The sequence below is a fragment of the Microterricola gilva genome, from assembly GCF_004217495.1.
GTDB classification, from domain to species: domain Bacteria; phylum Actinomycetota; class Actinomycetes; order Actinomycetales; family Microbacteriaceae; genus Microterricola; species Microterricola gilva.
This window is the reverse complement of the sequence record NZ_SHLC01000001.1, coordinates 3,233,182-3,251,084: the sequence shown is the minus strand read 5'-3', so window position 1 is coordinate 3,251,084 and position 17,903 is coordinate 3,233,182. Positions and strand designations below refer to the sequence as shown.

At 69.6% G+C, this 17,903-nt stretch carries 17 protein-coding genes; 13 read left to right on the top strand and 4 right to left on the bottom strand.

Going from position 1 to position 17,903, the window contains the following annotated elements:
• Positions 1-29 precede the first annotated feature (29 nt).
• Positions 30-1,409: an aspartate--tRNA(Asn) ligase gene (aspS, locus tag EV379_RS15035; protein ID WP_130506851.1), complete on the bottom strand. Its 1,380-nt coding sequence runs from the start codon at positions 1,407-1,409 to the stop codon at positions 30-32.
• Positions 1,410-1,516: 107 nt separating this feature from the next.
• Between aspS and EV379_RS15030 the strand changes: the two genes are divergently transcribed.
• From EV379_RS15030 to ccsB, 5 genes are read left to right on the top strand one after another with little or no spacing between them, the layout of a single operon-like run.
• On the top strand, positions 1,517-2,170 hold the full coding sequence (locus EV379_RS15030) for a histidine phosphatase family protein (protein ID WP_130506850.1): 654 nt from the start codon (positions 1,517-1,519) through the stop codon (positions 2,168-2,170).
• Entirely contained in the window at positions 2,170-2,772 is a 603-nt protein-coding gene (locus EV379_RS15025; RefSeq protein ID WP_130506849.1) for a TlpA disulfide reductase family protein, read from the top strand. Before EV379_RS15030 ends, EV379_RS15025 begins: the two co-directional genes overlap by 1 nt.
• Positions 2,773-2,775: 3 nt before the next feature.
• Positions 2,776-3,522, top strand: coding sequence for a cytochrome c biogenesis CcdA family protein (locus EV379_RS15020; RefSeq protein ID WP_130506848.1), 747 nt, complete (start codon positions 2,776-2,778; stop codon positions 3,520-3,522).
• On the top strand, positions 3,506-5,263 hold the full coding sequence (gene resB, locus EV379_RS15015) for a cytochrome c biogenesis protein ResB (protein WP_130506847.1): 1,758 nt from the start codon (positions 3,506-3,508) through the stop codon (positions 5,261-5,263). The genes EV379_RS15020 and resB overlap by 17 nt, the downstream gene beginning before the upstream one ends.
• Positions 5,264-5,309: 46 nt before the next feature.
• Positions 5,310-6,308: a c-type cytochrome biogenesis protein CcsB gene (gene ccsB / locus EV379_RS15010; protein WP_130507518.1), complete on the top strand. Its 999-nt coding sequence runs from the start codon at positions 5,310-5,312 to the stop codon at positions 6,306-6,308.
• Positions 6,309-6,428: 120 nt separating this feature from the next.
• Here ccsB and EV379_RS15005 read toward each other — a convergent pair whose 3' ends face one another.
• On the bottom strand, positions 6,429-7,433 hold the full coding sequence (locus EV379_RS15005; protein WP_130506846.1) for an o-succinylbenzoate synthase: 1,005 nt from the start codon (positions 7,431-7,433) through the stop codon (positions 6,429-6,431).
• Positions 7,434-7,469: 36 nt separating this feature from the next.
• Between EV379_RS15005 and EV379_RS15000 the strand changes: the two genes are divergently transcribed.
• The 3 genes from EV379_RS15000 to EV379_RS14990 are packed head-to-tail and all read left to right on the top strand — an operon-like array spanning position 7,470 to position 10,616.
• Positions 7,470-8,381: a 1,4-dihydroxy-2-naphthoyl-CoA synthase gene (locus tag EV379_RS15000; protein WP_130506845.1), complete on the top strand. Its 912-nt coding sequence runs from the start codon at positions 7,470-7,472 to the stop codon at positions 8,379-8,381.
• An 8-nt stretch (positions 8,382-8,389) separates the two neighbouring features.
• Positions 8,390-9,571 (top strand): AMP-binding protein, encoded by a 1,182-nt coding sequence (locus tag EV379_RS14995; RefSeq protein ID WP_130506844.1) that lies wholly within the window; start codon positions 8,390-8,392, stop codon positions 9,569-9,571.
• Positions 9,572-9,611: 40 nt separating this feature from the next.
• Positions 9,612-10,616 (top strand): 1,4-dihydroxy-2-naphthoate polyprenyltransferase, encoded by a 1,005-nt coding sequence (locus EV379_RS14990; protein WP_130506843.1) that lies wholly within the window; start codon positions 9,612-9,614, stop codon positions 10,614-10,616.
• Positions 10,617-10,671: 55 nt separating this feature from the next.
• Here EV379_RS14990 and EV379_RS14985 read toward each other — a convergent pair whose 3' ends face one another.
• On the bottom strand, positions 10,672-10,962 hold the full coding sequence (locus tag EV379_RS14985; protein WP_130506842.1) for a DUF4229 domain-containing protein: 291 nt from the start codon (positions 10,960-10,962) through the stop codon (positions 10,672-10,674).
• Between the two features lie 95 nt (positions 10,963-11,057).
• On the opposite strand from EV379_RS14985, the gene EV379_RS14980 reads away from it, so the two are divergent.
• From EV379_RS14980 to EV379_RS14970, 3 genes are read left to right on the top strand one after another with little or no spacing between them, the layout of a single operon-like run.
• Positions 11,058-11,501 (top strand): PLD nuclease N-terminal domain-containing protein, encoded by a 444-nt coding sequence (locus tag EV379_RS14980; protein ID WP_130506841.1) that lies wholly within the window; start codon positions 11,058-11,060, stop codon positions 11,499-11,501.
• Complete coding sequence (gene menD, locus EV379_RS14975) at positions 11,494-13,383, top strand: 2-succinyl-5-enolpyruvyl-6-hydroxy-3-cyclohexene-1-carboxylic-acid synthase (RefSeq protein ID WP_130506840.1); 1,890 nt, start codon at positions 11,494-11,496, stop codon at positions 13,381-13,383. Before EV379_RS14980 ends, menD begins: the two co-directional genes overlap by 8 nt.
• Positions 13,384-13,431: 48 nt before the next feature.
• Positions 13,432-14,322 carry a polyphosphate kinase 2 family protein gene (locus EV379_RS14970; RefSeq protein WP_130506839.1) on the top strand — a complete coding sequence of 297 codons (891 nt, stop codon included), beginning with the start codon at positions 13,432-13,434 and terminating at the stop codon, positions 14,320-14,322.
• Between the two features lie 44 nt (positions 14,323-14,366).
• Here the strand turns inward: EV379_RS14970 and EV379_RS14965 are convergent, their stop codons facing one another.
• Complete coding sequence (locus EV379_RS14965; RefSeq protein WP_130506838.1) at positions 14,367-15,641, bottom strand: isochorismate synthase; 1,275 nt, start codon at positions 15,639-15,641, stop codon at positions 14,367-14,369.
• 109 nt (positions 15,642-15,750) lie between these two features.
• Here EV379_RS14965 and ubiE point away from each other — a divergent pair, with 109 nt between their 5' ends.
• Together ubiE and EV379_RS14955 are read left to right on the top strand one after the other, a co-directional pair.
• Positions 15,751-16,755 (top strand): bifunctional demethylmenaquinone methyltransferase/2-methoxy-6-polyprenyl-1,4-benzoquinol methylase UbiE, encoded by a 1,005-nt coding sequence (gene ubiE, locus EV379_RS14960; protein ID WP_130506837.1) that lies wholly within the window; start codon positions 15,751-15,753, stop codon positions 16,753-16,755.
• A gap of 27 nt (positions 16,756-16,782) precedes the next feature.
• Positions 16,783-17,886: a polyprenyl synthetase family protein gene (locus tag EV379_RS14955; protein WP_130506836.1), complete on the top strand. Its 1,104-nt coding sequence runs from the start codon at positions 16,783-16,785 to the stop codon at positions 17,884-17,886.
• Positions 17,887-17,903 lie beyond the last annotated feature (17 nt).

The window sequence follows — 17,903 nt, the reverse complement described above, 5'->3', positions numbered from 1 at the left end:
GGCCATTCGCGTGTCTGCGGTGCTGCGGACTACGGCTCGAGGCGGGTCGGGCCGCGGAAGAGGTAGGTGACCTCGCGGATCGACGACTCGTGCAGCAGGAGCATCAGCACGCGGGCCAGGCCCATGCCGAATCCACCGTGGGCGGGAACGCCGTAGCGGAAGAAGTCGAGGTAGGTGCCGAGCTCCTCCGGGTCCATGCCCTTGTCTTCTGCCTGGGCGACGAGCACGTCGATGCGGTGCTCGCGCTGTGCGCCGGTGGAGATCTCGGTGCCGTTGAACAGCAGGTCGTAGCTGTTGGTCAGGCTCGGGTCGCCCTCGTGGCGCATGTGGTAGAACGGGCGGATGCTCGACGCGTAATCGGTGATGAACACGAACTCGTGGCCGAACTTCTCGGCGACGTAGGCCGAGATCTGGCGCTCGCCCTCCGGGTCCATGTCGTCGTCGGCGCGCGGGATCTCGTAGCCGCGCTCCTTGACGATCTCCTTGGCCTCGGCCAGGGGGATGCGGGGGAACGGTGTGGACGGAACGGTCACCTCGACGTCGAAGAGTTCCTTGATCTCGGCGCCGTGCTTGGCCTTGACGGCGGTGAAGCCGGCGACGAGCAGTTCCTCGTGCAGCTTCATCACGTCTTCGTGGCTCTCGATCCAGCTGATCTCGGTGTCGATGCTGGTGAACTCGGTGGCGTGGCGGCTCGTGAAGGAGTGGTCGGCGCGGAAGGCCGGACCGACCTCGAAGATCTTGCCGAAACCGGCGGACTGCGCCATCTGCTTGTAGAACTGGGGGCTCTGCGCCAGGTACGCCTTGCCCTCGAAGTACTCGACCTCGAACAGCTCGGCGCGCGACTCACTGGCGCTGGCCATGAGCTTGGGGGTCTGGATCTCGATGAAGTCCCGCTCGACCCAGTATTTGCGCAGCGCGTGCAGGAACGTCGTCTGGATGCGGAAGATCAGGTTCTGCTTCGGGTGGCGCAGGTCGAGGAAGCGCCAGTCCATGCGCTTGTCGAGACCGGAGTCGGTGGCGATCGGCGTCTCGGGGATCGCCTCGCTGACGACGGTGAGCGTCGCCATCTTGACCTCGAGGCCGCCGAGCTTGACGCGCTCGTCCTTCTTCAGTTCACCGGTGACGGTGATGAAGGAGCCGTGCGCGAGCGCCGAGATGGCCTCGGTGGTGGCCAGGCGCGCCTCGGCTGCCGCGAGCTCGTCGCCTTCCAGCGCAACGGTGCCGGCTTCGGCATCCGTCACGGGAAGCGCACGCAGCGCCGGGTTCACGAGCTGGGCCGCGCCCGACTCGTCGCGCAGCACGATGAACTGCACCTTCTTCTGGTCGCGCACGGTATCGACCCAACCCGAAACCGTAACGGGGCCGTCGGCCAGGGCGGAAAGGTCCTTGATCAATACACGAGAAGTCACGCGCTCAATCCTACCTTTGCTCCTCCGCGCTCCCTGAGTGTCGGCCGTCCGCAGCCCCGCGGGAGACGCGGCAGATTCACAGCAAGTGGCTCCGTAGACTGGAGCCTGTGGTAGCCAGACAGCTTCACCTCGTCCGCCACGGAGAGGTGCACAACCCAGAGCGCGTTCTTTACGGGCGCCTTCCCGGCTACCGTCTCTCGGAACTCGGCCAGCAGATGGCCGAGGCAGCCGCCGCCGACCTGGCCGGCCGCGGCATCCGCTTCTCGGCCCTGTACGCCTCGCCGCTGCAGCGCACGCAGGAGTCCGCCGCACCGATCGCCGCCGCCCTGCAACTGCCCGTGCAGCTCGAGCCGCGCATCATCGAGCCAGCCAACCACTTCGAGGGCAAGCGGATGCGGGAGGCACTGAAGCAGCCCGTCAACTGGCCGGCTCTCGTCAACCCGATGCGCCCCAGCTGGGGCGAGCCGTACAAGTCGATCGCGGCCCGGGTGATCGCGGCCATGAACGATGCGTGGGAGACCGCGTCGCTTCTGGATGACGGCAGCGAGGGCGACGTCGTGATGGTCAGCCACCAGCTGCCCATCTGGATCACCCACCGTTTCCTGGCGGGCGACCGCCTCTGGCACGACCCGCGGCAGCGACGCTGCGCACTCTCCAGCATCACCAGCTTCAGCCGCTTCGGCGGCACCTTCGTCGAGACCGGCTACACCGAGCCGGCCGCATCGATCTCGGCGAATGCCGTGGACCTGGGAGCCGTGTGATGGGTTTTCGTAAGCGCGCGATGAGCGTCACCGCACTGGCGCTGGCGTCCGTCGCCCTCCTCGCCGGCTGCGCCAACGACCCGTTGGCCGAGCAGTACCGCGAGGGCAGCAACAAGAACTACATCTCCGGCACCGGTGTCGTGAAGGAGATCGCGCTCGAGAACCGCGGCGAGTCAATCAGCTTCGAGGCCGAGACCTTCGACGGCGACACCGTCTCGTCCGAGGACTACCGCGGCCAGGTGCTCGTGGTGAACTTCTGGTACGCCAGCTGCGCGCCCTGCCGCGCCGAGGCTCCGACGCTGGAAGCCGTCAACCAGGACTTCGCGGGCAAGGGCGCCAGCCTGCTCGGCGTGAACGTGCGCGACCAGGTCGACACCGCGCGCGCCTTCGAGGAAAGCTACGGCATCAGCTACCCCTCGGTCGCCGACATCAACGACGGTGGCATGCAGCAGGCCTTCGGCAACGAGGTGCCGCCGAACGCCGTGCCGACCACCCTCGTTCTCGACCAGGAGGGGCGCGTCGCCGCCCGCATCCTCGGCCAGATCAAGGACGAGTCGATTCTGCGCACCCTCGTGCGCGACACCGTCGCCGAGGCCGAGTAACCCGTGGGCGAGATCGTCCTCAGCGGTCAGCTGCTGCTCGCGATCCCCATCGCCGTCTTGGCCGGGCTCGTCTCCTTCCTCTCTCCGTGCGTGCTGCCGCTGGTACCCGGCTACCTCGGCTACATCGGCGGCCTCACCGAGATCCCGAGCGACAAGGCCGAGGCTCGAGCCGTCCGCCGGCGGCTGCTCATCGGCGTCGCACTGTTCGTCGCCGGATTCACGATCGTCTTCGTCGCCTACGGCGCGCTGTTCGGCGCGTTGGGTGTCTGGCTGAAGGCGCACGAGACGGTGATCATCCAGGTGCTCGGCGTCTTCGTCATCCTGATGGGCCTCGTCTTCATCGGTCAGTTCACCTTCCTGCAGCGCACCATCAAGCCGTCATGGAAGCCGGTCACCGGAATCGCCGGCGCCCCGCTGCTCGGCCTCGTCTTCGGCCTCGGCTGGACGCCGTGCATCGGCCCGACGCTCGCCGTGGTGCTGAGCCTGAGCACGGATGCCGGCTCAGCCAGCCGCGGCGCGATCCTCGGCCTCGCCTATTGCATCGGCCTCGGCGTGCCGTTCCTGCTCGTCACACTCGGCCTCAGCTGGGTCACCGGATCGGTCGCATTCTTCAAGCGGCATATTCGTGCGGTGAACATCATCGGCGGCGTGCTGCTCATCCTGATCGGCGTTCTCATGGTCTCGGGTCTCTGGACCCTGTGGATCTACCAGCTACAAGGAGGGATCCTCGGCTTTGTCCCGGCCATCTGATTACGTTGACGCGGGCGCCCCGAACCGGGCCCCCGAAGAGATCAACCAGCCCCAGCTCGGCTTCGTCGGCTGGCTGCGCTGGTTCTGGCGCCAGCTCACGAGCATGCGCACCGCCCTGTTCCTGCTGCTCCTGCTCGCCATCGCGGCCGTGCCTGGCAGCCTGGTGCCGCAGCGCTCCAGCGACCCGAACGGCGTCACCCAGTACTTCGTCGAGAACCCGGACCTCGCTCCGTTCCTCGACAAGCTGCAGGCCTTCGACGTGTACAGCTCGGTCTGGTTCTCGAGCATCTACCTGCTGCTGTTCGTCTCGCTCATCGGCTGCGTCATCCCGCGCACCAAGCACCACTTCCAGGCGCTGCGCGCAGCACCGCCGAAGACGCCTGCGCGGCTGTCGCGGCTTGCCGGCTTCACCGCGCGCACGGTTCCAGCCGAGCAGGCCGATGCGGCATCCGCCATCGACGCGGCCCGCACGCAGCTGAAGTCCGCCGGTTACCGCACCGCGCTCTACAACGGCACGGTCGGCGGCAAGCGCGAGTTCTCGGTGTCGGCAGAACGCGGCTACCTCCGGGAGACCGGCAACCTCGTCTTCCACTCCGCCCTCGTCGGCGTGCTCGTGACCGTCGGCTTCGGCGGCGGCTTCGGCTTCGCAGGGCAGCGCGTGGTCGTGGAGGGGCAGACATTCGTCAACACGCTGCTCGCCTTCGACTCCTTCAATCCGGGACGCTTCTTCGACCCGGACTCCCTCGACCCATACAAGCTGACGCTCAACAGCTTCGACGTCGTCTACGAGACCGAGAACCAGGATGCCTTCGGGCAGCCGACCGACTTCGCGGCGAACGTCACCGTCGAGCATGTCGGCCAGGAGCCGACGCAGGAGCAGGTCAAGGTGAACGCTCCACTCCGCACCGGCGGCACCGACGTCTACCTGCTCGGCAACGGCTACGCTCCGACGATCACGGTGAAGAACCCCGATGGTGACGTCGTCTTCACCGACTCGATCCCCTTCCTGCCCCAGGACGCCCAGCTCACCTCGCTCGGTGTCGTGAAGGTGCCCGACGGCCTGAGCGAGCAGATCGGCATGATCGGCTTCTTCTATCCGACGCAGGCCAACAGCGAGCCGCCGTACTACTCGAGCTACCCCGACCTCGAGTTCCCGATGCTCACGCTCGACGTCTACTCCGGAGACCTCGGCATCAACGACGGCACGCCGACCTCGGTCTACACGCTCGACACCGACTCGATGACGAAGCTCACCCGCGGCGACACCGGGGTGGCCTCCATCGAACTGATGCCGGGGCAGAGCGCCGAGCTGCCGAACGGCCTCGGCACCGTGAGCTTCGACAACGTCGACCCGAACGCGCCGGCTGCCGGCGAGGAGGTCACCGACTACTCGCACAGCGTGCACCGCTTCGCCTCGTTCGACATCCACCGTGACCCGACGCAGTTCTGGGTGGCTTTCTTCGCCGTGCTCGTGCTGCTCGGCCTCGCGACCTCACTCTTCGTGCCCCGCCGCCGCATCTGGGTGAAGGCGATCGAAGAGGGCGACGGTTCGCTGCGACTCGAGTACGCGGGCCTGGCCCGTGGTGAAGACCCGAGCCTCGACGAGGCCGTCGCGGCGATCGCCGTGAAACACGAGGCGACCATGGCCGATGCGCCAGCGAAGCCGGGGGCGCCGGTGCCGCCCGCTCCTCCCTCCACACCCTCCACCGCTCGCACTGACGAGCCAAGCGATCTAGGCTGACCCCGTGGCATTTGACGAAATCTCCATCATCGCGCTCTACTCGGCCATGGCCGTGTACGCGCTGGCGTTCATCGCATTCTCGATCGACCTGGCCAAGCGCTCGGCCGTGGTGGGTGCGGTGCAGGATGCCGCGGCCGCCGAAGCGGCGGCGGTGGCAGCCGGGACGACAGCTGGAGGCGCGGCGACCGCTGTGGCATCCGGGGCCGGTTCGACCACCGTGCTGACGGCTCCAGCCGCACCGTCGGCCGCCGCCAAGCGCGTCGGCCTCGGCAGCGTCGAGTACGGCCGTTCGCCCGTGCTGCGTGTCGCCATGGCGCTCACCGTTGTGGCGTGGCTGCTGCACCTCACCGCGGATGTGCTGCGCGGCGTCGCCGCTGAGCGCGTGCCGTGGGCCAACATGTACGAGTTCGCCATGACGGGCACCCTCGTCATGGTCACCGTCTTCCTGATCGTGAACATCAAGTTCGATCTGCGCTTCCTCGGCACCTTCGTCACCGGCATGGTGCTCGTTCTCCTCGGGCTCGCCACCGTCAACTTCTACGTGAGCGTCGTTCCGCTGCCGCCGTCGTTGCAGTCCGCCTGGCTGATCATCCACGTCTTCGTCGCATCATCGGCAACCGGCTTCATGGCCCTCGGCTTCGGGCTCTCCGTCGTGCAGCTCATGCAGTCCCGACGCGAGGCACAGGCGGAGGGTGCGCGCTCCAAGGGCACCCGCTTCCTCGGCACGCTGCCGTCATCCGAGAAGTTGGAGAGTCTCGCCTACCGCGTCAACATCGTCGGCTTCATCCTGTGGACCTTCACGGTGATGGCCGGTGCCGTCTGGGCCGAGGCGGCCTGGGGGCGCTACTGGGGTTGGGACACGAAGGAAGTCTGGTCCTTCATCATCTGGGTCATCTACGCCGGCTACATCCACGCCCGCGCGACCCGCGGATGGCGCGGCTCCCGCTCCGCGTGGCTGTCGATCATCGGCTTCACGGCGATCCTGTTCAACTACTCGGTCGTCAACCTCTTCTTCAAGGGACTGCACGCGTACTCCGGCCTCTAGGCCGCCGCGCGCTGACGGCCCGCCGAAACTGCAGGGGCCCGGGATATATCCCGGGCCCCTGCAGTTTTCGCGGGCCGCGACGCGTGCGGATGCCGGCGCGGCGGGCGAGGGCCGCGGCGGCTAGAGGGCGCGCTCGCGCTCCAGCTGCGTGTACGCGCGGGTGACGCGGGCGATCCACCAGTCGCGCCTGGCAGGGGCCGCGGCGTACTGACCGAGCAGGGCGGCATCCGGCTGCACCCGCCGCACGGCGATCGCACCGTCCGCGGCAACCAGCGGTTCCAGCGTGACGTCCGCGGCGAGCAGCGAGGCCGTGCCGAGCCCGCAGTCGTATTCCAGTTCGGGAATGCTCGCGGCGAGGTGGGCGCCCATGCTCAGCCCGATCGAGGTGTCGAGCGCGCTCGAGACGACGACGGGCAGTCCGGCCCGCTCCACGATGGCGAGGGCGCGCCGGATGCCGCCGAGCGGCTGCGCCTTGATCACGAGCAGGTCGGCGGCACCGGCCGCGGCAACCGCGAGCGGGTCGTCCGCGCGGCGCACGCTCTCGTCCGCGGCGATCGGGATGCCCATGTATGCGGTGCGGCGGCGGATCTCGGCGAGTTCCGCGACGGTAGCGCAGGGCTGCTCCGCGTACTCGATGTCGAACTCGGCGAGGGCGTGCAGCGCGTGCTCCGCCTCGTCGACGTTCCAGCCGCCGTTCGCGTCGATGCGAATCCGGCCCTCCGGGCCGAGCGCCTCTCTGGTCGCCCGCACCCTGGCGACGTCTTCGGCGAGCGTCTGGTCACTTGCGGCCACCTTGACCTTTGCCGTGCGGCATCCGGGGAAACGGGCCAGGACCTCGGCCACCTCGGCGGCGTCGACGCCGGGGATCGTCGCGTTCACGGGGATACTCGTGCGGAGCGTCGGCGGTGTCGGCTGCCAGCCGAAGTCGATGGCGGCACGCAGCCAGTTGGCCGCCTCGGCGTCGTCGTACTCGACGAAGGGGGAGAACTCGGTCCAGCCCTCCGGCCCCTCGAACAGCACCGCCTCGCGCACCGTGATCCCGCGGAAGCGGGTGACCATGGGCAGGGTCACGACCCGGGCATGGGTGAGAATCTCGGCGAGCTCCGGCAGCGGCGACAGGGTCATGTGCATAGTCTTGCACCGCGGTCATAGGCTGGGAGCATGACTGCCCCGGTTTCCGAGATCTTCGACGCGAGCGAGTGGAGCGAGGTCGCCGGCTTTGAGGCGCTGAGCGACATCACCTACCACCACAGCACCGACGGGCGCGTCGCGCGCGTCGCGGTCAATAGGCCTGAGGTGCGCAACGCGTTCCGGCCGCGCACGGTCGACGAGCTCTACGCCGCCCTCGAAGACGCGCGCATCAACCCGCGCATCGGCGTCGTGCTGCTCACCGGCAACGGGCCGAGCCCGAAGGATGGCGGCTGGGCGTTCTGCTCCGGCGGCGACCAGCGCATTCGCGGCCGCGACGGCTACAAGTACGCGGAGGGCGAGACGGCATCCGGCATCGACGCCGCCCGCTCCGGCCGGCTGCACATCCTCGAGGTGCAGCGCCTCATCCGCTTCATGCCCAAGGTCGTCATCGCGGTGGTGCCCGGCTGGGCCGCCGGCGGTGGGCACTCGCTCCACGTCGTCTGCGACCTCACCATCGCCAGCGAGGAGCACGGCAAGTTCAAGCAGACGGATGCCGACGTCGGCAGCTTCGACGCCGGCTACGGCAGCGCATACTTCGCCCGCCAGATCGGCCAGAAGAACGCCCGCGAGGTGTTCTTCCTCGCCCGCGAGTACTCGGCGCAGCGCGCGTACGAGATGGGCGCGGTGAACGCCGTCGTCCCGCACGCAGAGCTCGAGGTCGTCGCCCTCGAGTGGGCCCGCGAGATCCTCACCAAGTCGCCGACGGCCATTCGCATGCTGAAGTTCGCGTTCAATGCCGTGGACGACGGCCTGGTCGGGCAGCAGGTGTTCGCCGGTGAGGCCACGCGCCTGGCCTACGGAACGGATGAGGCCGTCGAGGGGCGTGACTCCTTCCTCGAGAAGCGCGAACCCGACTGGTCGCCGTACCCCTGGCAGTTCTAGGCCCGCCGATGACGAGGCCACTGCGGGTGATCGACGGCGGTTCAGCGCTCGAGGTGCTGGAGGCGTTGCGTGCCGCGCTCGCGGGTGCAGGGCCGGCCGTGCTGCCCCTGCCGTTCCCGCTGGTTGAGCCGCACCCACCGGTTGAGCTTGTCGAAACCACGGGCGAGACGGTGCCGAAGCGGGTGGCCTTGGTGATCGAGACCTCCGGCTCGACTGGCGTACCGAAGCGGGTGGCGCTGAGCACGGATGCGCTGCTGGCCTCGGCCGCGGCATCCGCGGCGGCGCTCGGCGGGCCGGGGCAGTGGCTGCTCGCCCTGCCCACCCACTACATCGCCGGCGCGCAGGTGCTGGTGCGCTCGATCGCCGCCGAGACGGAATCGGTCATCCTGCCCGGCGGGCACTTCGACCCGCGGCTGTTCGCCGAGTACGCCGCCCGCCTCGATGCGCCGCTGCGCTTCGTCTCACTCGTTCCGGTGCAGCTGGCCCGCGTCGTCGAGGCCGCGGAGAGCGACGGTGCCGTGCTGGCCGCTGCACGCCGCTTCGACCGCATCCTCGTCGGCGGACAGGCGACGCCCCCTGCGCTGATCGCACGCGCCGCCGCGCTGGGGCTCCGCGTCACGCGCACCTACGGATCCTCTGAGACGGCTGGCGGCTGCGTCTACGACGGTGTGCCGCTGCACGGCACTGAGGTGCGGATCGTCGGCGGGCTGATCGAACTCGGCGGTCCGACGCTCGCCGAGGGTTACCTCGACGACGAGGAGCGCACCGCTGCGGCCTTCGTGGAGGGCGATGGCCGGCGCTGGTACCGCACCGGAGACCTCGGCGAGGTCGCCGATGGAAAACTTCGCGTGCTCGGGCGGTCAGACAACGTGATCATCAGCGGGGGAGAGAAGATCTCGCTCGACGCCGTCGAGCGCGTGCTGCACACCCTGCCCGGGTTCGAGGGAGCCGTCGCCGTGGCCGTCCCCGATGCGCAGTGGGGCCAGTCCATCGTGGTGGCGTGCGAGCGGGCCGATACCGCGGATGCCGCCCCGAGCGGGCTTGATGCGGTGCGTGCGCACGTGGCATCCGCCCTCGGCAACGCCGCCAGGCCCCGCGCGGTGCACAGCTTCGCCGCGCTGCCCCGACTTGCCTCGGGCAAGCCCGACCGGGTGGGATTGGCTGCGCTGTTGGACGGGCGCATGGGCTAGCTCAGCCATCAGGACTGGCCGCCACGATTAGCATGGAGTCGTGGCAGCATCCTCCCGGCCCTCGCGGCCCAAGCAACAGCGACTCAACCCTGCGGGCAGCGGCAAGGCCGGCAGCAGCAAGCCGGGCAACGGCAAGACCGGACGCGGCAAGCCGGGCACGGCGCCGCGGGCGGCGGCCGGCGACTGGATCTCCGGCGCGCGCCTCCGCACGCTGCCACTGGCGATCGCGCCCGTCGCACTCGGAACCGGGGCGGCCGTCGTCGCCAACGGCAACGGGCACTGGGAGCCCGTGCTCGCTGTGCTCTGCCTGGTTGTTGCGCTCTGCCTGCAGATCGGCGTCAACTACGCCAACGACTACTCCGACGGCATCCGCGGAACCGACGACCACCGCATCGGCCCCGCCCGGCTCACCGGATCCGGTGCCGCGCAGGCGAAGCAGGTGCTGGCCGTCTCGCTGGCCTTCTTCGGTCTCGCGGCCCTGGCCGGGCTCGCCGTCGTCATCGTCACCCAGCAGTGGTGGCTGCTCGCGGTCGGGGCCGCCGCCATCGCCGCGGCGTGGTTCTACACCGGCGGCAAGCACCCGTACGGCTACTACGGGCTCGGCGAGGTCTTCGTCTTCGTCTTCTTCGGCCTCGTCGCCACCTGCGGAACCACGTGGGTGCAGGCGGGGACCATCAACACCGAGAGCTGGCTCTCCGGCGTCGGGATCGGGCTCATCGCCTGTGCAGTGCTGATGGTCAACAATCTGCGCGACGTCGAACCAGACACCGCCGCGGGCAAGCGCACCCTCGCCGTGCTGGTGGGCAAGACCGCGGGACGCGTGCTGTTCTGCGTGTTCCTGCTCGTGCCATTCCTGATCGCCGGCTTCTTCGCCCTGTTCTACCCGCTGGCGCCGCTGACCTTCTTCGTGCTCCTGCTGGCGCTGCCTGCCGCACTGATCACGCTCACGGCGAAGACGGCGAAGGAGCTGATCCTGGCGCTCAAGCTCACCAGCTTTGTCGCGCTCGGCTACGGTCTGGCGCTCGGGGCCGCGTTCGCGTTCTGAGGCTCGAGGCCGAGCCGCACAGCGGCCGGGCGAGGCTCAGAACGCGTTTGCCGGGCTACTTGTTGTCTGATCCGGCGTCGGCGGCGTGCTGCGCGTCGAGCGCGGCATCCTCTGCCTCGTCGTCCTCGCGCACGGCCGGCTTCTCGGCGTGACGCACCTCGTAGAGCTCGCGGGCGACCTCTTCGCGGGGGCGGCGCAGGAAGATGTACGAGACGCAGAGGCCGATCACGGCCGCGACCAGCGTGGCGATCCACGGGTTCACCTGAATGAACAGCAGCGCGAGCAGGGGCACGAAGAATGCCAGCAGTCGCACGACGGTGAAGGTGATCCAAGAGCGCTTATTCACGCCTTCAGTCTACGGCGGCGACTGCTGAACAAGAGCCGTGCGCCGACCGCGCTGACCGCCAGCTCGCTCCCACCCTTCCGGCCTAGACTGGGGGCATGACCCGCCTGCTTGTTGGACTCGCAGTCGCGACCGTGGTGCTCACGGTGTACGCGCTTGTCGATGCCGCGCTGTTCGATCGCAATCGCATCCGGGGCCTGCCGCGTTTCGCGTGGATCCTGGTCGTGCTCTTCGTTCCCATCATCGGTCCGCTGCTCTGGATCGTCGTCGGTCGCGGTCGTCGCAACCCCGTGTCCCGGCAGGCGCGCACGATGGCACCGGACGACGACCTCGAGTTCCTCGGCCGTCTCGGCCGTGATGCCGAGCAGGAACAGCGCATCCGCAAGCTCGAGGAGGAGCTCGCCGAGCTCGACAACGGACCGACCTCCGCGTCTGACAAGCCCGCGGATGACAGGGCGACCCCCGACGCCAAGCCGAACCCGTCCGGCGACGCCGATGGCACCGGCGATACCCCCGGCGCACCCGGTTCGCGGGATGCCTGAGGCCGTCGACTCCCGCTCGGCCCACGCTGACGGCCACGACGCTGACGGCCACGCGCGCAGCAACGGCCTGCCGCTGAGCAGCGGAAGCCCGGCGAGCGACTACGCCTGGGCGCTGCTGAGTGAGTTCGTGCGCCTCGGCGTGCGCCACATCGTCGTCAGCCCCGGCTCCCGCTCGCAGGCGCTCGCCCTGGCGGCGGCCGAGCTGGAACGCCTCGGCGCGGTTCAGCTGCACGTGCGCATCGACGAGCGCAGCGCCGGCTTCACCGCACTCGGCATCGGCGTCGAGAGCGGCGCCCCCGCGCTCGTCGTCACGACATCCGGCAGCGCACCGGCACACCTGCTGCCCGCGGTGCTGGAGGCCAGCCACGGCCGTGTTCCGCTCGTGGTGCTCTCGGCCGACCGCCCGGAGGAGATGCGCGGCATCCGCGCCAATCAGACGACGGTGCAGCCCGGCCTCTTCGGGCCCGCCGTGCGGCTCGCCCAGGATGTTCCGGCTCCAGAGGGTGACCCAGCCGAGCGCTCGGATGCGCTCGAGCGCGCCCGCTCGGCGTGGGCGGCGGCGATCGGCGCCCCGGAGCCCGGCCCCGTTCATCTCAACCTGGCACTCCGCGAGCCGCTCTCCGCGCCGATTCCGGATGCCGCGCTCGCGCGGTTCGCGGCCGAGCATGCAGCTGCCGAGGCTGCCGGAGGCGTCTACGCAGACATGGCCCGCGGAATCGCGGGCACCCGGCCGGCCGACGCCGCCACGGCGACGGCGGCGGGCGCGGCCACCGAGATTCCGCGCGGTCCAGGCACCGTGGTCGTCGCAGGGGCAGGCGCGGGGGCCGAGGCCGAGGCATTCGCCCGTGCCGGGCACTGGCCACTGCTGGCCGAGGTGTCGAGCGGGGCGCGCTTCGGCCCCAACCTCGTCGTCGCGGCCCGCGAACTCCTCGGGTCCCCGGAGTGGGCGCCCGAGTTCGGCGACACGGTCGAGCGCGTCGTCGTGTTCGGCCACCCGACCCTCAGCCGCGAGGTGCCGGCGCTCATCGCCCGCCCCGGCGTCGCAACGGTCGTCGTCGATGCCGTCGGCCACGAGTGGTTTGATCCATCGCGCAACGCCGTACGAGCGGTGCGCGTCACCACCGCGGCCGGTGCGCCGAGCGCCGAGGAGCGCCGCTGGGTCGGCCGCTGGGTGCATGCCAGCAGGGGAATACGAGACGCGGCCGCGTCATCCGCTGCCCCCGATTCCGCCGCGGAATCCGGCTCGGCGCCTCTGCGCAGCGGTGTCGCGCTCGGCGGGCACGTCGAGAACTTCGCCGCGCAGCGGGAGTACGTCGCGGCGGAGTTCCGCGCCATCCGCGAGCCCCTCACACGCAGCAGCCTCGTGCAGGCAGTCTGGGCCGCGACGTGGCCGCTCGACCGCCTGGTATTCGGCGCGAGCCGCCTGATCCGTGTCGCCGACCGCGTCGTGCCTGGCAAGAAGATCCCGGTGCACGCCAACCGGGGTCTCGCCGGCATCGACGGCACGATCGCGACGGCGATCGGCATGGCGCTGGCCGCCCCGGCCGGCGCGGGAACGGTGCGCGTGCTGCTAGGCGATCTCGCCGCACTGCACGACGTGTCGTCGCTCTTCCTCGGCGTCGGCGAGCCGCGGCCCCGGGTGCAGCTGATCCTCGGCAACGACGGCGGCGGGACGATCTTCGACACACTCGAGGTCGCGCAGCGTGCTCCCCGCGATGCATTCGACCGGGTGCAGTTCACCCCGCAGAGCGCCGACTTCGCGGCGATCGCCGCCGCGGCGGGCTGGCAGCACACGCTGGTCAGCACCCGCGGTGGCCTGAGTGAGGCCCTGACAGCGCCCATGAGTGGTCCGTCGATCATCGAGGTGCCGCTGCCGCGCTGAGCCGGCATCCGCAGATCGGGGGTGCGCGGGCCCGCCCGGCACGGCAGTATGGGGCTACAGCAATCGAGGGGAGCCACCGTGGGCCATGCAGCACCGGGAATCTGGGATGCCGATCCGAGCGAGGGGCTGCGCGTGCGCCCCGGCTTCGTGCTGGCCGATGTCGACACCGACTCCACGCCGGGCTACTCCGGCGACAAGAAGACCGCCGTCGGGCACCTTGCCGCCGGGGCCGCGGAGCTCGACCGTCTGCAGGAGATGCTCTTCGCCAACAGCCGCCTCGGCGACAACCGCAAGATCCTGCTGGTGCTGCAGGCCATGGACACCGCGGGCAAGGGCGGCATCCTGCGCCACGTCGTCGGTTCCGTCGACCCGCAGGGCGTTGAGATCGCTGCGTTCAAGAAGCCGACCTCGGAGGAGCTCGAGCACGACTTCCTCTGGCGGGTGCGGCCGCACGCGCCGAGTGCAGGCATGATCGGCGTCTTCGACCGCTCACACTACGAAGACGTGCTCATCGCCCGGGTGCGCGAACTCGCGCCGGCCGAGGAGATCGAGCGCCGCTACGACGCGATCAACGCGTTCGAGCAGGAACTCGTCGACGACGATACGACGGTGATCAAGGTGATGCTGCACATCGGCACGGACGAGCAGAAGGCGCGCCTGCAGGAACGCCTCGACCGGCCAGAGAAGCACTGGAAGTTCAACCCGGGCGACATCGACGAGCGCCTGCTCACGCCGAAGTACCGCGAGGCGTACCAGCTGGTCTTCGACCGGACCGCGACGGATGCCGCGCCCTGGTACGTGATCCCGGCCGACAAGAAGTGGTTCGCCAGGATAGCCGTGCAGCAGCTGCTGATCGACGCCCTGCGTGACATGGAGCTGAGCTGGCCGGTCGCCGACTTCGACGTTGAAGCCGAGAAGGCGCGCCTCGCCGCCTCCTGAATCGCCTCGTCAGGTTTCGACAGGCTCAACCAGCGGGGGAGTGCTTAGAGCAGCGCCTCGACCATGGGGCGGAACTTCATGCGGGACTCAGCGAGCTCCTGCTCCGGCTGGGATTCCGCGACTATGCCACAACCGGCATATGCCCGGATGCCGCCGCGCCCGTCGAGCTGGGCGCAGCGCAGCGCGATCGCCCACTCGCCGTCGCCCGCGGCGTCCACCCAACCCACCGGGCCGGCGTAGCGACCACGGTCGAACGGCTCCAGCTCGTCGATCACGGTGAGCGCGACGTCGGTCGGGGTGCCGGCGACGGCGGCCGTCGGGTGCAGTGCGGCGATCAGGTCGAGCGAGGTCGAGCCGTCGCTGAGCGTGCCCTCGATATCGGTGGCGAGGTGCCACAGGTTCGGCAGCTTGAGAGTGAACGGCACCTCGTCGGCCGCCACGTGGCTGGCGTGCGGGCGGAGCGAGACGAGCAGGCTCTGCACCGCGAACTCGTGCTCGTCGTTGTCCTTCTCCGAGGTGGCCAGGGCGACGGCGGCGGCCAAATCGCTGGCGGGGTCCGGCCCGCGGGAGATGGTGCCGGCGAGAACGCGGGCGCTGAGGTCGCCGTGGTGGGCGCGGATCAGTGTCTCCGGGCTGGAGCCGATGAGGCCGTCGACGGCGTAGGTCCAGCAATCGGGGTACCCGGCTGCGAGTTCGCGCAGCACCCGGCGGAGGTCGGCGCCCTCGGGCAGTCGGCCGACCAGGTCGCGGGCGAGCACGACCTTGCCCACCTCGTGTCGGTTGATGCGAGAGATCGCCTCCTCGACCAAGGCGAGGTAGCCGGCGTGGTCGAGCGCGCCGGGGCTGAGCGTGACACTGAACTCGGGGCCGAACGGCTGCGCAGCGGGCACGCCGTCGGTGGAGTCGGAGGCGGATGCCGCCGCATCCGCATGGCGCACCCGGGTCACCCAGCAGTGACCGTCGCGCTTGCCGACGATGAGTTCGGGAACGATGAGCACGCTGCTCTGCTCGGAGAGGGCCGAGAATGCGAAGGCGCCGAAAGCGAGCAGACCGGAACCCGGAACACCGAGCGGGTCGAGCACGGTCGAGCGCTGCACGATCTCGCGCCAGGCGGCGGCCGCGTCGCTGAAGCGCGTTGGCCCGTGGAACTCGAGGCGCACCAACTCGCCGATCCCGGCGAGGCCGTCGCCGCGTCTCTGCCAGAACAGGGGATCGCGGGGGTCGACGAGAGCCACGAGCTGCGCCAGATCGTCGAGCTGAGCGGGCAGCGGCGTGGTCTCCACATGCAGCGCGGGGAGGCCGGCATCCGAAACAGTCACTGCCCCAGCCTACGACTCGTGGCGCGGCAAGCAGGCGCAGGAGGCACCTCCCAGCGAGGGCTGCGGCAACTCTCAGGCAGGGGCCTCCGTGCTGGATAGACTTGAGCACGTGACCAAAGCAGACCTGAGCAAGCGCCCGGCGCAAGTCGCCGCCATGTTCGATGAGGTCGCAGAGGGCTACGACCGCACGAATGCCGTCCTGAGCATGGGCAACGCCACCCTCTGGCGCGTTGCTACGACCAAGGCCGTCGCGCCGCAGCGCGGCGAACGCATCCTCGATGTCGCCGCGGGAACGGGCACGTCGAGCGCGAGTCTGGCCGCCAGTGGCGCCCACGTCGTCGCCGCCGATTTCTCGCCGGGCATGATCGATGTCGGCCGCCGGCGTCAGGCCCACCTCGCGAACGTCGAGTTCGTCCAGGCGGATGCCACGGCCCTGCCCTTCGCCGACAACGAGTTCGACGCGGTCACCATCAGCTTCGGCCTGCGCAACGTCGTCGAGCCGGAGAAGGCACTTGCCGAGTTCTACCGGGTGACCAAGCCGGGCGGCCGTGTCGTGATCTGCGAGTTCTCGACCCCGCCGGTCGGCTTCGTGCGCTGGGGCTACGGCTGCTACCAGCGCTTCGTGATGCCGACGATGGTCAAACTCTCCAGCTCGAATGACTCGGCGTATGACTACCTCAACGAGTCGATCCGGGACTGGCCAGATCAGCACACCCTCGCGGGCTGGCTGAAGCGCGCCGGATTCACCCAGGTCGAGTACCGCAACCTCACGCTCGGCGTCGTCGCACTGCACCGCGGTGTGAAACCCCTCGATGCGGTTACGCCCGCCGCCGCCAAGCCGGCGGCAGCGAAGAAGCCGGCCGCCGCGAAGGCCATTCCGGCGACGAAGTCGGCAGCCGTGACGGCAGGGCAGCCCGAGACCGAGAAGCCCGCGGCCGAGAAGCCTGCCACGACAAAGAAGCCCGCAGCGGCTGCGAAGCCCGCCGCTACCAAGAAGCCCGCCGCGTCGAAGACAGAGGCCGTCACGAAGCCCGCCGCGGCGAAGACGCCCGCGGCACCGACGTCGGACCCCTCCGCCGAGGCATCGGCGTCGCCCGATCTCGCGGCATCCTGAGCACATCGCAATCGTTAGGCTGGAACAGTGAAACCGAGTGTCCCCGTTGTGCGTCGCGGCAGTGCCCTTGCATCGCAGCTCGGTCTGAGCGATCGCATCTTTGCGACCGCAGCCGACCGCAGCCTCGCCAAATCAATCGATGCAGGACTCGATCTCGTCGAGGTCGGTCTGCTGCGTGAGGTCGGATTCGCCGACGCGATTGCCGACGTCACCACGCGCTACCTGCTGAACGCCGGTGGCAAGCGAGTGCGGCCGATGCTCACTCTGCTCACCGCGCACCTCGGCGACGGTGTCACCGAGGATGTCATCACGGCGGCTCAGGCCATCGAGATCACCCACCTCGCCTCGCTCTATCACGATGACGTCATGGACGACGCCGACATGCGCCGCGGCGTACCGAGCGCGCAGGCCGTGTGGGGCAACTCCGTTGCCATCCTCGCCGGCGACCTCCTCTTCGCCCGCGCGAGCCAGCTGATGGCCGGGCTCGGCGAGGGTGCGATCCGGCTTCAGGCCGACACCTTCGAGCGCCTCGTCCTCGGTCAGCTGCACGAGACGGTCGGCCCGAACCCCGAGGACGACCCGGTCGAGCACTACATCAACGTGCTCGCGGACAAGACCGGCTCGCTCATCGCCGCCGCCGCGCAGGCCGGCGTCATCTTCTCGAACGCTCCGCGCGAGCTCGAGCGCCCGATCATTGAGTTCGGTGAGCGCATCGGCGTCGCGTTCCAGCTGATCGACGACGTGATCGACCTCTCGCAGCAGCCGGAGGCCACCGGCAAGGTTCCCGGAACCGATCTGCACGCCGGCGTCGTCACGCTGCCACTGCTCCGTCTGCGCGAGATGGCGTTGACGGATGCCGGGGCGGCCGACCTGCTCGAGCGCCTGCAGCAGCACGTGCTCGGCATCCCGCTGCCGGAACTGGACGCCGACCCGACAGTGCGTGCCGAGGCGATCGCCAGGAGCGCGGCCCTCGTCGACGAGCTGCGCGAGCACGCCGTGACGACCGCAACCCTGGCCGAGGCCCATCTCTGGGCCCGCAACGCCGTGGCCGCACTGGCCCCGCTGCCGGACGGCAGCGTCAAGAAAGCACTGACCCGCTTTGCCGACACCATCGTCGAGCGCTCCAGTTAGACCCGTGAGGACGAATT